Source organism: Aquabacterium sp. (assembly GCF_030652515.1).
Classification (GTDB): domain Bacteria; phylum Pseudomonadota; class Gammaproteobacteria; order Burkholderiales; family Burkholderiaceae_C; genus Aquabacterium.
This window is the reverse complement of the sequence record NZ_JAUSAR010000081.1, coordinates 22547-39723: the sequence shown is the minus strand read 5'-3', so window position 1 is coordinate 39723 and position 17177 is coordinate 22547. Positions and strand designations below refer to the sequence as shown.

At 58.1% G+C, this 17177-nt stretch carries 4 protein-coding genes; all 4 read right to left on the bottom strand.

Annotation, left to right across the window (positions count from 1 at the left end; genetic code table 11):
• Positions 1–1890: condensation domain-containing protein (locus Q7V20_RS10635; protein ID WP_304790387.1), on the bottom strand; the 1890-nt coding region annotated here is incomplete at its 3' end.
• A complete protein-coding gene (locus tag Q7V20_RS10630) occupies positions 1887–6347 on the bottom strand; it encodes an SDR family NAD(P)-dependent oxidoreductase (protein WP_304790385.1) in 4461 nt (1486 codons plus the stop codon). The genes Q7V20_RS10635 and Q7V20_RS10630, both read right to left, overlap by 4 nt.
• Before the next feature lie 2 nt (positions 6348–6349).
• Positions 6350–11710, bottom strand: a complete 5361-nt coding sequence (locus Q7V20_RS10625) for a type I polyketide synthase (protein ID WP_304790382.1) — start codon at positions 11708–11710, stop codon at positions 6350–6352.
• Positions 11707–17076, bottom strand: a complete 5370-nt coding sequence (locus Q7V20_RS10620; RefSeq protein ID WP_304790380.1) for a type I polyketide synthase — start codon at positions 17074–17076, stop codon at positions 11707–11709. Before Q7V20_RS10620 ends, Q7V20_RS10625 begins: the two co-directional genes overlap by 4 nt.
• Positions 17077–17177: the final 101 nt, after the last annotated feature.

Genomic DNA, 17177 nt, shown 5'->3' with positions numbered 1-17177 from the left:
CGTCAACAACAGCTCCGCCCCGGCATCGGCGATCATATAGTCCAGCCGTTCCTGCGGGTAGTCCGGGTCTAGGGGCACGTAGGCCGCGCCCGCCTTGACGATGGCATGCAGCGCGATGACCAGGTCGATACTGCGTTCCATGCTGACCGCTATCAGGCTTTCAGGGCCTGCCCCCTGTTTCTGCAAATAGTGCGCCAGACGGTTGGCCCGGCATTCCAGTTCGCCGTAGCTTAGGGTTGTACCGTTAAATATCAGCGCCGGATGGTCGGGCGTTTGTTGCGCTTGTCGAGTTAATAGATCCGGTAAAAAATGGTTGCCGTAAGGGTAGTCGGTGGCATTCCAGTCGTGTAACAGCACGGCACGATAATGTGCATCCAGCAGCGGTATTTCAGCCGCCTTCCGATGCAGATACGCGGGCAAACCAACCAGCACCTGCCGGTAATAATCAGCCAGTCTGGCAGCATCGTCACTGTCCAGCACATCGGTATTGTATTTAAGCGTGCCGATCAAATCGGCACCGGCTTCCATTAATTCCACAGACAAATCAAACTGCCCTTCCTGTTGGCACAGCGTATAAGGCGCTAAGCGCAAGCCGCCCCAATCGGCCGTAGCTTCTCCACCGGCACTATTGAGGTCCAGTATGTGCTGGGATTTTTGCAGTTGCTGGAAGACAAAAGCCGCTTGAAATAGCGGCGGCCTGCCGGTATCGCGCGCCAGTTGCAAGCGCTCCAGCATCAGCGCTAACGGCAACTGCTGATGCGCCATGGCTGCCAATATTTCGTTGCTGCTGGCATCTATAAACTCGGCGACGCTGATCTGTCCGTCGAGTTTGGACAATAAGGGCATCGGGTTGACGAAATAACCGACGACATCCGCATAAGCATCGTCATCGCGTCCGGCCAGCGGTGTCCCCACGCATAGCAGTTCCTGGTTGCAACAACGGTGCAATAGTAATTGCAGGCCTGCCAACAACAACACATAAAGCGTGACCCCGCGTTCTGCCGCCAGTCTACGTAGCGCCGCCAGCGTCGCTGACGGTATGTCCAGACGATAAGAAGCGCCCTGGTAACTGCGCTTAAGCGGAAACGGGCGCAACACCGGCAAATTCAATAACGGCGGCATTTCGGCAAACCGTTCCTGCCAATAAGCCCAATCGCGCTCCAACTCGGCGGATGCGAGCCACTGCTGCTGTTGCAAGGCATAAGTCCGGTACGAAACGGGGATAAGCGGCAAGGCCGGTTCTTGCCCGGCTTTAAGCGCCTGATAGCTGCGGCCCAAGTCATCCAGCAGCAACCATAGCGACCAGCCGTCGCCGACAATATGATGGAAGCTTATTAACAAGACGTGTTGGTCAACGGCGCGGCTGAAGATCCTCACCCTGAACAACGGCTGTTGCAAGTTAAGGTTGAACGGCTGCCGGTAACTGCTGACGACTTCATCGTCAAGCCTTGCGTCGTCCCAGCCGGACGCATCAATAAGCTGATAATCCACGGTATGATCAGCACAGATAAATTGCCGGGGCTCGCCCCTGATGTCTTCAAAGCGCAATCTCAGCGCGGCATGCCGCTGGTTAAGACAGAGTAGCGCCTGATACATCACGGCACTGTCGAAAGCCGAGGCAATGACGGCAGAAAACGCGACATTATAGGCCGGGCTATCGGGTGCTGTTTTATGCAGAAACCATAAGGCCCGTTGCCCATAAGTCAGCGAAAAAGGCTGTTGCTCCTGTGCTTGCAAATGGCTTAGCAACTCGTCTTTTCTGGCTTTAAGTTCAGCCATCAATTCCGGCGATAACAGCTGTTTGGGCGCACGATAGCGTAATTTATCGCCTGCCAGCCATATTTCAACGCGACTTTCCGTCAGTTTTTCTACAAATCCCTGGATACTCAAAGTTCCCCCTCTATCATGTCTTCGTCTGCAAGCACATCCAAAACCTGTTTGGGGCGCTGTTGTAATGGGCTGATTACAGCCTGTTCAAGAAATGCCGACAAAGCCCGGCCATCGCTTTGCAACAACTGCGACACCGGTACGTCCACCGCCAATTGCTTGCGTATCACACTGCGTAATTCAACCGCCGCCAAGGAATCCAGACCTAAGGAACTGAACGCCGTGCCCAAGTGGGTCGTTGCCACATCCCGCTTCAGCGTTGCCGCCAGCTGGCGGCATAGCCAGGTTTCCAGCAGGGCGCGGCGTTGCCGGCTATCGGCATGGTGCAAAGCGGCAAGGACTTCGTTGCCTGGGCTAGCGTTTTTAACCCCAGCCACATCGGCAATCTGCTCTTTCAGCAATGACGGTATGACTGAAGCGCTCTGCCCGCCGACCTTGCGCCAATCGGCATCGACGACACAAAGCTGGGCGACTGCATCGTCTAAAATCTGGTCAAGAGCGGCGATGCCGCGCGCTTCATCGATCAGGCCGATACCGGCCTGTTGCCAGAGTCCCCGCATGGCGTCCGAGCGCAAACCGCTGTCCCAGGGCCCCCAATTTATCGTGGTCGCCGTATACCCCGCCCGCCGCCGCTGCAACGCAACGGCGTCCATGGCGGCGTTAGCCGCCGCATAAGCGCCCTGTCCGGCGCTGCCCAACAAGGCCGTTAACGATGAATACAGCAGAAAAAAATCGACCTGCTTATTACGCGTCAATCTGTCCAAATGTACCGCAGCCAACAGCTTGGGCCCGGCTACGTTTTCAAAACGCTGCACCGTCTGGTCCAGCAATAAGCCGTCATCGCTGTAACCGGCGCAGTGCACAATACCGCGCAATGGATGGCCGGTCCCGTCTATGCTTGCCAGCAGTGCTTCCAGTTGCCGGACATCCGAAACATCCGCCTGCATGACGGTGATGTCAACCTGCGGCTGTAATGCCGCCAATTCTTCGGGCAGGTCGGCACCGGCCTGCCGCGTGGAAATGACCAGATGACGCGCGCCGCGCCCGGCCAGCCAACGTGCCGTAACCACCCCCAAGGCGCCTAAACCGCCGGTGATCAAATAGCTGGCATCGGCAACCAAGTCCGGCGCAGCCCCGGCTTTAGGCCGATACCGACCCAGCCTTTGCACATACCAGCCGTCCTGCCGTCCCAGCCAGCGCTGCTCGGCGCTTTGGTCGAGCAAAACCGGCAGCAATTGTCCGGCATCTGCGACATCGATAATCCGTGGCTGCAACTCGGCATGCTCATGGCAAATGACGGCCGCCATGCCCCATAGCGCGGCACCGGCCAGATTGGCCTGGGCCCCGGTATCGGCATGCACGGCGCGGGTCACTATCGTTAACTGCGGCGCAGCGCCTTGCAATTGATTTAAGGTCGACAGCAAGCGCCCGCAATCGGCTAGCCATTGCGGCAGTCCCGGCGTATCGGTGACCGTCCACGACAACGGCCTTAAATCGAGCACAACGTCTATGCCGCTCAAATCGGTGTCCGCCAGTTCCCCGACCAGCACGACGCGGTCACCCCTGGCCTGCAATTGCGGTATCAGATCGGCTTCAGCACCTAACGACAACACCAGCCACGAAGTTAGGGGCCGCGTTCGTGTAAGCGGCTGTGACCGCCAAACCGGCGTATAAAAATAATCCGCAACCGGCATTAACAACCGCTGCAATTGCGTCTTGCCAATAGGGCTTAGCTCCACACCGTGCAGGCCTATCAAAGCGCGGTGGTCGGCATCGTAAAGCATTAATCCTGCCTGCAGGTCACCATCCATTTCAGCGCAGGCCCAACGGCAGGCACTAAAGTCGCTAGCATAAAACCGGATGTATTTTATCCGTGTCGGCAAGCGTAAGTCGGCATTCACACCATCCCTGGCAATCGCCGCACCTGCTCCAGGCAGGTTTGCGGCATTCACACCGTCCCTGGCGATCGCCACACCTGCTCCAGGCAGGTTTGCGGCATTCACACCATCCCTGGCGATTACCGCGCCCAGGGTTTGTAATAGCGCATCCAGCATAAGCGGATGCGGGGTAGCGGATGTTTCAGTGTCGGCCAGCGCCGCCAACTCGGCGACCGCTTTGCCCTCGCCTTGCCACAACTGCTGGATGCGCTGGAAAGCCTCGCCATAAACCAGGCCGTGTTCGGCATAGGCATCATAAAATGCCGCGCCGTTCATGTGTCCAAAACCATCCCCAGGCAATCCGGGCCAAGCCATGCCGGTAAACGGAAGAGCATGCAGTTCGACAACGCCAGACACATGTAACAGCCAAGCGCCGGATTTTTGCTCTTTGCCAAACACTTGGGCGACAACGCCTTGGGCATCTTGCCGCAACACGCATTGCAAGGTAACGGCATCGTGTTCCGGCAACAATAAGGCGCGTTCGATCTCGACATCTTGTAGGCCGAACGCTTGCCCGGCATAGCAACGGCTAAGCGCGTCGTAAATAACGGCAATAAACAACGCAACCGGGGCAACCGCCATGCCGTAAACCTGATGCTCGCACAACCACGGCCAGGTGTCGCTATCCAGTTCGAGTTCAAACACGGTGACCTCTGCGGCCCATGCTGACGTGGCGAGCTGCTTGCCGGAGAAGCGCGGTTTTTCGGCAAGCGCTGCGGGCTTGGCGTTGAACCAGTCCGGCCAATGGCGTTGCTTGCACCAGGGATAAGTCGGTAAGTCAACGCAGGTTTGGCGTTGATATATAGCGTGTGCGCTATCACGTACCTGTAGTACGTCAGAACTGATGATGCCCGATGCGTACCCTGCCGGAATTTGCGGCATCAATCCCGTTAGCGCAAACTGTTCCAATTGGCTTTTAAATGCCGCCGCAGTGTCGGCGCGCAAGTTCAATTCGTGTTTAAAACGGGAACGACTGGTGTTCGCGGCAGCACAAATCCCGGCAATATTGGCATCGGCCTTGGAAAACAGCTGTTCTGCATAGCTAGCCGCCAGTTGTTGCAGCGCCTGCCGTGATTTTGCCGATAACTGCAAAATCTGCGTGCCGCCGGGTGGCAAGACCTGTGGACAGAGCGCTTGCGGGGGCTGCTCGACAATAAGATGGGCATTCGTGCCGCTCAAGCCGAAAGAGCTGACTGCCGCCAAGCGCTGAAGGTCAGGCCAGGGTTCGGCAGTTACCGGGATTTTCACCGCCCAGGACTGCCAGTCAATATGTCGGCTGGGCGACTTAAAATGCAGATGCGGAAAGATCTCACCGTGGCAGACGGACAGAGCGGCCTTGATTAATCCGGCAATGCCGGACGCCGCCTCGAGATGCCCCAGGTTGGTCTTAACCGAAGCCAGATAAACCGGCTTATCCGCATCGCCCCGGCCATAGCTGGCCGCCAGCGCGCCGAATTCTATCGGGTCGCCCAACGGCGTTCCGGTACCGTGCGCTTCTATATAGCCGATCTGCTCAGGCCGCACGCCAGCTGCGGCCAATGCCGAACGGATCACCGCCTGCTGCGACGGCCCGGACGGCACGGTCAAGCCGCCGCTGGCGCCGTCCTGGTTGACCGCAGAGCCGCGTATCACGGCGATGATGCGGTCGCCGTCGCCCAGCGCATCCGCCAGCCTTTTCAGCACGACCACGCCCGCACCTTCCGAACGTATCAAGCCGTCCGCATTATCGGCAAAGGCCTGGCAACGTGCAGCACCGGACAGCATATTGGCCTGGCTGAAGGCAATATAGGTCTCCGGTGCCAGCAACACATTGACGCCGCCCGCCAAGGCCAACTGGCACTCTTGCAGACGCAAGCTCTGGCAGGCGCTATGCACCGCCACCAGCGACGAAGAACAGGCGGTGTCGATGGCGAGGCTGGGACCGGTCAAACCCAGGTAATACGACAGCCTGCCCGCCAACATGTTTAAGGACGCTCCGGTACCGAGATAGCCATCAACCTGTTCGGGCTTAAGGTGCTTGGCCATGACCGCCGCAAAATCGAAACCGCTGGCGCCGACAAACACCCCGGTTTGCGTGCCATACAAATCAGCCGGAATAATATGAGCATGCTCCAGCGCTTCCCAGCAGACTTCCAGCCATAAGCGTTGCTGTGGATCCATGCCCATTGCTTCACGCGGCGAAATATCAAAGAACTCGGCATCGAAATCTTCAATAGCATCCAGGAAACCGCCTTCACGCACATACATCTTACCCGCTTGCTGCGGTTCCGGATCGTAGTAATGCCCAACATCCCAACGTCCCGGCGGTATCGGCACAATAGCGTCGCGGCCTGAACGCAAAGTGTGCAAATAAGCGTCTATACCTGAGCTCCCGCCCGGAAACCGGCAGCCCATGCCGATAATCGCTATCGGTTCATGCAGGTCGTTTTTTGCGGCTTGCAACTGCGCTTGCAGATTGTCTATCTTGCGTAGCGCATCAATCATCAACGCGCGGTAATCCGGTGTTCCTTGAGATTCGCTCATCACTATTCCAAAGAGGCTAGTCGTTGCATTAATAATTCGGCAAGCTGCTCATCGCTGCATTCATCGAGATCGGCTGCCGTTTCCGTGAGGGTTTCAACACCGACTGCCGTACCGCTCGTCACCGTCGCTTGAACATCAAAAGACAGGCGTTGCGCCAAAAAGCCTAGCAAGGCTTCCAGCGTCGGATAATCGAACAATAGCGTGGACGGCAAATCGACAGCCAAAAGCTTGCCCAGGCGGTTGGTCAAATCCATCGCCAGCAGCGAATCGAAACCGCTATCGAAGAAGCGTTGCCTGGCTTCAATACCCGCACTATCGGGATCGCGTAACACCAACGCAATGGTGTGGCGCAGTTCCCGCTCCAGTACCGCGTAACGCTGGGATATTTCCGCATCGGCCAGCTGGCGGCTTAAACCGTCTTGGCTTGCGGCCAGCATTAGGCCTTGGCCGGTCTGCATCGCATGGTAAAACGCCGAGGACGGATTAGGCAAAGCCGCCAAAAACACGGGCCAGCGTACCGGCATCACCGCCACTTGCGCCGCACTATGACCCAATAAACCGGCAAAAACAGCCATGCCTTGTCCGGGATCTATGCTGTCCAGGCCTTTTTCCGCCATCATCGCTGCCGTATTACCCACCATACCGCCGCCGCGCCAAGGTCCCCAGTTGATGCTGAGCGCCGGTAAGCCGCGCTGTTTTCGCGCCTGCATCAACGCATCGGCGTAGGCATTTGCGGCGGCGTAATTGGCTTGCCCCGGCGAGCCGGTCAGCGACGCCAGCGACGAAAAGACGACGAAAAAATCCAGCACATGCCCGGATAATGTTTCATCCAGTTTGCACAATGCCATCACCTTCGCTGACCACGGCGCAAGAAACACGTCGGTATCCATACCGGTTAAAGACCTGTCGTTCAGGACACCGGCCGCATGCACCACGCCCGCTAACGGCGGCAGATTTGCCAATGCCGCCAACAATGCGCCCATGCCGCTGTCCTGCCCCAAATCGGCGGCAACGCCAACGATGACCGCGCCGTTAGCGCGCAACTCAGACAGTTTCCCGGCAACGATGCCGTCCAATCCGGTTCTACCGGCGATGACAACGCACTCCGCGCCCTGCGCGACCAAATACTCGACGACGGCGAAACCTAACGCACCCGCACCGCCGGTCACCAGATAACTGCGGTTTTTTCGGATGCCGACCGCTGTATTGCGCGGCGGAACAGGTAACGGCATTAATCTGGCGGCAAAACAGCGGTTTTCGCTTAACGCCAGCTGCGGCTCGTTTGCTACACCCGCTAGCGCATCCAGTAATAGACTATCGGCCAAGCTGCTGATGTCTAGCATGCGCCAGCGACGTTGCGGGTATTCCAATGCCGCAGTTTTCAGCAAGCCGTACACCGCCGATTGCCGGGGGCATGGCGCAGAGCCGCCAATGCCGACGGCATTACAACTCAGTACGGTGACATCGGCGGCAATAGCCTGTGATGCCAGCGCCTGAACCAAGCTTAAAAAGCCCAGACTGGCGCTGCTGTCATCGGCAGCGATAAAATCTTCGGCGCAATACACGATATGCAGCGCCGTCGCCGAAGCGGGCAAGCCGTCCGTTAATTGCTCCAGCGTCAATAACCCGCTGCGCCTGCCCGCTTCATTCAGTTTGCCGACCAGCTGTTGCGCCAGAGCCGAACCCACGCACAGCGTCAGCCCCTCGGCATGCGGTTCATGGCGCGGTAACTCGTTCAACAGTTGCCATTCCACCTGATACAGACAACGTCCCAGATCGGCTGCCAGCGCTTTTAACAGACTGTCCTTAGCCACCGGCTGAAACGTGATGCCGCTCATGTTAACGACGGGGTGACCGCCCTCGCCCAAACTCAAGTCAACCCTGCATTGGCGAGCCAGATTTTCCGTGACCTGTGCCTGGCATTGCAGGCCCATAAAAGCCGGGCGATAAAAATCGACGCGCTCTATCGCAACCGGCAGCCAGGTTTCTGCCGCGTCGGTTTCGCCAACGGCAATACCCGCCGTTTGCATACAGGCATCCCAAAGCACCGGATGCAGCAAATAATCGTCTGCCCCGGCCACGGTCTTAAATAGCGTATAGGCGGATTGTCCGTGATGGTTAATCTGGGCCAGGGTCTGGAAGCTGGGGCCGTAAACGATATGCTTGCGTTTAAAGCTTTGGTAAACCGCATCGGCAGTGACCGGCTGCCCATAGCCGGAAGCGGCAGCTTGCGTTACCGGTTCACGACCAGCTTCAGCCTGGGCGCTGATATGCCGCAGCCATGTTCCGGCCTCGGTGCGGGAGAAAACCCTGATCTGATAAACATCGCCGTCCAACTTGTGCACACCTAGCTGGACTTGGGTCGGTTGTGTGCCTGCCTTCATAATCAAGGGCTGTTCGATAACGACCTTACGCAAGCCCAGGGCGGTTTGCCTTAAGGTATCGAATGCTGCGGCGAACATCATTTCCAGCAGCGCCGCCAATGGTACGACGGGCTGGTCGTGCACCCGGTGTTCGGCAAGATAGGACGGCGCAATAGTCGATAGCTCGGATTCATAATAACAACGGTCTGCATCGGCCAGTTGCAGACGTTGATGCAACAGCGGATGCAAGCGTGTTTTTAAAACCGGCTGCGCTGCCTGCATCGACACAGTATCCAGCCAATAGCGCTTGCCGTTAAACGGATAAACCGGCAACACCGGACGCCGAGCCGGCGGCTGCACATCGGCTAGCAGCGCGTCCCAGTTTAAATCCAGACCTGCCGCATATAGACCGGCGGCGCTATGCAAAAGGCTGTCGCCCTGGGCGGGGTGCAGGCTGCTGAATATGTTATCCGCACGGCCTAGCGTCGCTGCGACCAGCGCCGATAACACCGGCCGCGGCCCACATTCCAGAAACACCTCGCAACCCAGATCTTGCAAGGCCTGTACGCCATCGGCAAACAACACGGCGGTACGGCAGTGTTGCAGCCAATAATCAACCGTGGTCAGTTCCTGGCCGGCAGCCTTGCCGGTGACATTTGAAACTATCGGCATAAACGGCAAGCGCATGGACACCGTTGCCAACACCTGGCGGAACGGCGCCAATACCGGTTCCATCAGCACCGAATGGAAACCGTGGGCCACGTTTAAACGCCTGCAAGCCATATCCTGCTCTTCAAGATAGCGCTCCGCCTCGGCGATCATGGCCGTGCTGCCGGACAACACACAGTGCTGAGGCGCATTGACAGCCGCCATATCCAGCCCCATTAGTCCGGCGCCCAATAGCCCTACCAAACTGTCCCGGGACGAGGCCACCGCTAACATAGCCCCCTCGCCCGGAGCTTGATCCATCAAACGGGCGCGGGCCACGACCAGCTCCAAAGCATCGGCTAGCGAAAACACACCGGCAACACACGCCGCAACATACTCGCCCAGGCTGTGTCCGATAACGGCTTCCGGTTCCACGCCCCATGACCGCCATAAGCAGTACAGCGCATAATCGACGGCAAACACGCAAGGCTGTGCATAGAGCGTGCGTTGTAAGCAGGCATCGTCGGCCAGCAAGTCCAGCAGCGGCTGGTCCAGCAAACCGTCCAAATGCCCCGCGCAAACCGTTATCGCGTCACGGAACACCGGCCAGCGCTGGAACAATTCCTTAGCCATGCCCGGATATTGGGCGCCCTGACCGGTAAACAACATCGCCAGCCGGGGTTTGTGACGACTGCTGCCACAATGCAAAGCGGTATGGGTACGGCCTTGCTGCAAAGCCGCCAACGCCGCAGCCAATTCCTGTTTATTGTCGGTGACTATGGCGGCGCGTTCGGAAAAATCACGGCGGCACAACGCGGCGGCATGGCATAGCGCCGCCAATCCGTGCTGGGGATGCCCTTCCAGCCAGGGTTGATAGCGCCGGGCCAAAGCCGTCAATGACGGCTGGCTGTTGGCGGACAGCTTGAACAACATCGGCAACGGTTCCGCCGCCCCGTCAACATCATCCGCTACAGGCGCGGCTTCCAGAATGACATGCACATTAGTCCCGCTTAGGCCGAAGGCGCTGACGCCGGCTATTCTGCGTTGCCCGTCGGCCACCGTCCAGTCCTGCAACGCCGTCACGACGGCAACCGGAATGGCTTGCCACGGGATGTGCGGGCTGGGCTTATCCCAATGCAAATGCGGCGGGATAGCTTTGTGTTGCAGCATCAGCGCGGCCTTGATTAAACCGGCGATACCGGCTGCGCCTTCGGTATGCCCGAAATTGGTTTTTATCGAACCCAGCAGCAAGGGCTGGTCGGCAGGCCGGTCACCGAACACCTCAGCCAGGGCGCTGACTTCTATCGGATCGCCCAGCGGTGTTCCGGTGCCATGCGCTTCAACATAACCCAGCTGCGTGGCGCTAACACCGGCATCGCGCAATGCGGCTTTCAATACCGCCACTTGCGCGCGTTCGCTAGGCACGGTCAAGCCGCTGCTGCGGCCGTCATGATTGACCGCCGAACCTTTAATGACCGCGATGACCGGATCGCCGTCACGCAAGGCATCGCCCAGGCGTTTTAACACGATGACGCCGACACCGTCGCCCCGGCCTATGCCATCGGCCTGTTCGGCAAAGGTTTTGCACAAGCCGTCCGGGGCCAGCATCATCGCGCGGCTTTCGGTGATGGCCGCACGCGGCGATAATTGCAGGTTGATGCCGCCCGCCAAGGCCAGATCGCTGTCCCGCGCACGCAGGCCCTTAACCGCCAGGTGCACGGCCAGCAACGAAGACGAACACGCGGTGTCAACCACCAATGCCGGGCCTTGCAAGCCGTAAAAATACGCGAGCCGTCCCGCCATGACGCTAGGCGCATTGCCCGCGCCGGTATGGACATCAATGGCGGCCACATCCTGTATCAACTCGGAATATTCCTGGGTCATGCAGCCAATAAACACGCCGGTATTGCTGCCCCGCAACGGTTTGCTGTGCAGGCCTGCGCTTTCCAGCGCCTGCCAGCTGGTTTCCAGCAACAAGCGCTGCTGCGGGTCCATGTGCTCGGCTTCCCTGGCGGAGATGCCGAAGAATTCCGCATCAAAATAAGCGATGTCTTGCAGGAAAGCGCCGTAGCGGCTGCTGATTTTTCCTGGTGCATGCGGATCAGGATCGTAATAATCGTCAATAGGCCAGCGCTCCGCCGGGACTTCTGCCACGGCATGTTGACCGGCGCATAAAAAATCCCATAGCGCTTGCGGCGTATCACAACCGCCGGGAAAACGGCAGGCAACGCCGATAATGGCGACAGCGTCCCGATCCGCGTCTTCATAATGCGCCAGCTTGGCGCGCAGCTCACGCAACTCCTGCAAGGCGCGCCGCATCAGGTCTTGCTGTTTGTCGTTCGCCGGATTCATCGTTTATGCGCCTCTTCCAGCTGCGACAACTCCTGTTCCAGCAGCAGGGCTATATCGTCATCGTCTGCCTGGGCTTGCGAGGGTGTTGCAAATAACGGCTGCAAAGCCCCGGCAACCAGAAAAGCGAACAAATCATCGACCGACGGATATTTAAATACCAAGGTGGACGGCAAATGCGTACCCAGCGCTTGTTGTAAACGGTTTTTCAGTTCCAGCGACATTAACGAATCCATGCCCAGTTCTGCAAAACCCTGGTCGGCGGCAAAGCGTCCGCCTGCGGTCATGCCCAGTACATCAGCGACCTGCTCGCTTAAAAATGCCCGTAAATAATGTTCGCGCTGTTGAGTAGCCAAGGCTGCCAGCGCCGTAGTCAAACCGGCTGCGGCGGGCATGGCTGCGCTGTTTTGTCTAGCCTGTTGCGACGGGTGTTGGCGGGCAAAAAAGCCTGCCCAGCCTGCGGAGCGAGTCAACGCAAACTGCGCCCAATCAATGGCAAAAACACCGATCTGGGCCTGTTGATGATGAAGCGCTTTTTCCAGCAATAAAAACGCCTGTGCAGCGCCCAGTTTATGGATGCCTGAAGCAGCCAACGTATCGGTATTCTGGACTGCCGCCATGCCCGAACCGGCCCAAGGCCCCCAGTTAAGACTCAAACCGGGCAAGCCCTGCTGATGCCGCCACGCGACAAAGGCATCCAAAAAACTGTTCGCGGCGGCATAATTGCCTTGCCCAGGCGCGCCGAACAAGGCCGCGACCGAGGAATACACGATAAAATGATCCAGCGTTAACGCCAGGCTATGCTGATGTAAGTTCCACAGTCCGACGGTTTTGGGGCGCAACACCCGCGCCACTTGCTCAGTCTTAAGATTGGCGATCACGGCATCATCCAGTACGCCGGCCGCATGGATAATACCCCGCAAAACTCCGGCAAACCGTTCCAGCACAGCCTTAACAAAACCGGCATCGGCGACATCGCCATAAACGTTGTGGACGATGACGCCCTGCGCCTTAAGCGCATCTACCTGGCTTTGGGCAGTGCCGGTCATGGCCTTGCGGGACATCAGCACGATCTCGGTTATCCCTTTGCCGACCAGCCATTCGGCGGTCTGCAGACCCAGCGCGCCGGAGCCGCCGGTGACCAGATAACAGCCCCGCCAGTGCTGCGGCTTAATATCGGCTGCCGACAAACGTTGTAAGCGGGATACATAAAGCCGGTTATCGCGTAAGGCGATTTCTGTTTCGTCGGGCAAAGCGTGTAGATGCTGACAAATTTCCGCTGCCGATAGCGCCGCGCTATCTATATCCAGCCATTGGCAATGGGCAGCGGGATATTCATGGTTAAAACTGCGTATCAGTCCGGCAAGCAGGGCTACGCCAGGATCACCGGCCTCATTGCCGTTGACTGCCCTGGCCTGTTGGGTCACGACCGCTAACCGTGGGGCATCAGGCGGTGCAACACGAGCCCAGTGTTGCAGGCAAGCCAATAAACAGGCCGTGTTTGCCTGGGCGGAATCTGCCCAATCGCCAGTTCCGGCATCGAAACAGAGCAGTACCCCGTCCACCGGCAAACTGTGCCGACTTAAGAAACTTCCCGTGTCCAACCATTCCGTGCCCACCGCACCGGCTGCGGCTTGCCTGGCCAAATCCTGGCCAACGGTCAACCAGCGGCTGTAGCTTACGGTTACGCCAGCACTTGGCATAGCCGGCTGCCATTCGGTCGTATAAAGGTTTTGCTCCACGGTTAAGGCCGACTGCAACGCGCCGGTATCGGCCTTACGCAGACTAACACCGGAAAAACGCGCCACGACCGCACCGTCATCGGCGAATAATTCGACATCGCCGCTAATCAAACCCTCTGCGCCTAGCATATCTTGGTCCAGACAGGCATGACACCATAGTTCGCCGTGTTGGACCGGGGCGTTGACCTGCCACTGGCTGACCGCAACCGGAATATAGGTTGCCGTGTATTGCTCAGGCACGGCCGCGCCCAGCAACTGAAAACAGGCGTCGATCAGGCCCGGATGCAAGCCGAAAGCCCGCTCGTCGGCGCTGGCGGCGCGCATACGCGCCAAGGCCTGCTGCTTGCCTTTATGTAGCGACAGCAACCAGCGGAAGCTGCCGCCTAATTCGACATGCTGTTGCGCTAACAAATGATAAAAATCGGCTACGGCCAGCGATTCGGGACACTGTTGTTTTAGCCCGCCTATGCTGTCCAGACTCAGCGCGGGCATCATCGCCGATGGTGCAATAAGCGCCAAGCTATTTTCGACAAACGCCGTGGCGTGCTGATCTGCCGTCAACGGCAAGCTGATGGTTTTTAGCGCATAAGCGCCTGCGGCGGTCGGCGTCAGACTCAGATGCAGCGCGCGTTGCTCGTGATCGGCTAAGCTTAAGGCTTCGATAAATTCGATGTGTTCCAGCTTGACCGTGCCGGTACCGAGCACAGACCGCGCTGCCGCGACCGCCGCCGACAAATGGCAGGCGCCTGCCACGACGACGCGTCCGAATACTTTATGGTCGTCTAAAAACGGCAGTCTGGCGCAACTGATCCCGCCTTGGAACAAGATGGCGTTTAGCAACGGCGATTGCGTATGCTGTTCGAGCAGCGGGTGGATAGGCTGCACACTGACCTGCCCCGTGTGTTTGCGCCCCGCTGGCGCAGGCTGGAACCCATAACGTTGGCGCTGCCACGGATAAGTCGGCAACGCCGTTAACCGTTTGCGCCGCCCCTGATAAAATGCCGCCCAATCCACGGTGCTGCCCTGTTGGTATAAAGCCGCCAAGGTCCGCTGTATGCTGTCCCAATCGCTAGCCGCTGTCGTCAGCGCGGACAAGGCCGTCACCTGGGCATTCCGGCATAAAGCCGCCAGCACCGGCTTCGCACCAAGCTCTATAAAAACCATGCCGTCCAGCGCGATTGCCGTATCCACCGCCTTTGCAAACAACACGCTGTGCCGCGTATGCTGTAACCAATAATCAACAGTGGTCAGCGCGGCGCTTTCGATATTGCCGGTAACCGTTGATACGAAACGAAGTTGCGGTTTATTAAAGATGACCCCGGTCAAATAATCTTTAAAGGCGGGCAGCATCGCATCGACCTGCGGCGAATGGAAACCGCGCCTGACCGGCAGCGTTGTTATCGTCAGTTTGTTCTGTAACGCCCGTTCGCAAAATATGAGCAGCGCATCACGGGTACCGGACACCACGACTTGATCCTGTGCGTTCACGGCGGCAATCGCCAGCTTATCGTCCAAACCCTGCAATAACGGCCGGACGCTATCGGCACCGGCAAACACGGCGACCATGCCGCCGTCATCCGGCAAGGCCTGCATCAACCGCCCCCGTGCACACAGCAAATTGATCGCCGTAGCAACATCAAACACACCGGCAATACACGCGGCGGCATATTCGCCGACGCTATGCCCCAGAACCATCCCCGGCACAATCCCCCAGGACAGCCACATTTTCGCCAAGGCATATTGCAATGCAAACAACGCCACTTGTTCATGTGCGGTGTGTTGCAGCAAAACCGCCGATTGCTCGCCATACAGCAGTTCCGTCGCGGACGCATGACCTTGTGCGGTTAATGCGTCATCGCAGGCCAGTAACGCGGCTTTAAATACCGGCTGGGTCTGAAATAAGGCGTGACCGGCCTGCGTCTGCACACTACCCTGCCCGCTGAACAAAAACACCGGCGCTTTGGTTTTTTTAGCTATCGGCAACACGTTAGCATCCGCCATAGCGGTTTCTAAAAATGCCCGTAACCCGGAAACGCTGCTGACCACGGTCGCCAAGCGCCAATCGTAATCGTCGCGGCTGGCATTAGCGCTGTAACATATATCGGCGAGGCTTTCATCTTCAGCGCGGGCCAATTTTTGCCAATGCCGCCCCGCCCAGTCACGCAAAGCCGCCGGAGTTTTAGCCGATAATTTAAATAACTGGCTGGTTTCATTGCAGACATTGTTGCAGGCGATTTCCGGGGACTGACCGATAATGACCTGGCTATTCGTGCCGCTTAAGCCGAATGAGCTGACCAAACCGACCCGGTTGTCCCGGTCGGGCCAATCGGACATGGTCGTAACTACCCTTATCGGATAATCCTGCCAGGGAATGGCGGGGTTCGGCTGCTTAAAGTGTAAGGCGGGTGGAATCCTGGCTTGCTGTATCGCCATTACCAGTTTAATGAGTCCGGCAATACCCGCAGCGGCCTCCAGATGCCCGATGTTGCTCTTGACCGAGCCCAGCAGCAAAGGCGTTGCGGACTGATGGCGCAAGACATCCGCCAAGGCCTGGAATTCGATAGGGTCACCCAGGGATGTACCGGTGCCATGCGCTTCGACATAGCCCACAGCTTCCGGCACCATGCCCGCAACGCTCAAGGCGCGCCTTAACAGGATTTGCTGCGCCCGCCCGTTAGGGACGGTAAGCCCGCTGCTACGCCCATCATGGTCTACTGAAGAACCTCGGATCACCGCCAGTATGCGGTCTTCATCGTTGATGGCATCCGACAGCCGTTTCAACGCAACCATGCCGCCACCTTCGCCGCGTCCGTAACCATCGGCTGCGGCATCGAACGGCTTGCAACGGCCATCCCGCGCCAGCGCTTTGGAGCCGGACATCAGTACGAATGCGGACGGTGACAGCATCAGTTGCACCCCGCCGGTCAACGCCAAGTCGCATTCTTTAGCCCGTAAACTTAAACAGGCCTGGTGCACGGCGACCAATGACGATGAACAGGCGGTATCCAACGAAAAACTGGGGCCTTGCAGGCCTAATGAATAAGACAAGCGCCCCGATGCAAAACAAAAACCGTTGCCTGTGCCCATGTACAGTTCGGCGCCGTCAACCATTGCCGTTTCGCGGATTAAATGCAGATAATCCTGCTGGCCTATGCCGATAAAAACACCAGTGTTGCTGTCTTTCAGGGAACGGCTGGGAATACCGGCATGCTCCAGCGCCTCGTAGGCCAGTTCCAGCAATAACCGTTGCTGGGGATCGAGGAGATTGGCTTCCTTGGGCGGTATACCGAAAAATTCGGCATCGAAGCCTACGGAGGGGTCTGAAGCGGCGTCCAAAAATGCCGCCTCACGGACATAGGTCGTCCCCGGTGTTGTTCCGTTGGCATCGTAAAAAGCCTGATGATCCCAACGCCGCTTGGGGATAGGGCCGACGGCATCGACGCCGTTTTCCAGCAGTTCCCAATAGTCGGTCAGATTATCGGCTTTGCCTGGAAAGCGACAGGCCATACCGATCAAGGCGATAGGCTCGTGCATGGCTTGTTCGCTGCACGCCAATTTGGCTTGCAGTTTTTCTATCGCCAAGAAAGCCTTTTGCAAAGGCGTTAAAGTCGTCTGGTTTTCAGTCATGCGCTTGGGTGAACCTGTGTTTTTAACGCTGGGTTTTTTAGTAGGGCGCGCCGGGCGCGCCAAAGGATTTGCCGGTACTCAGCAATGGCGCGCACGGCGCG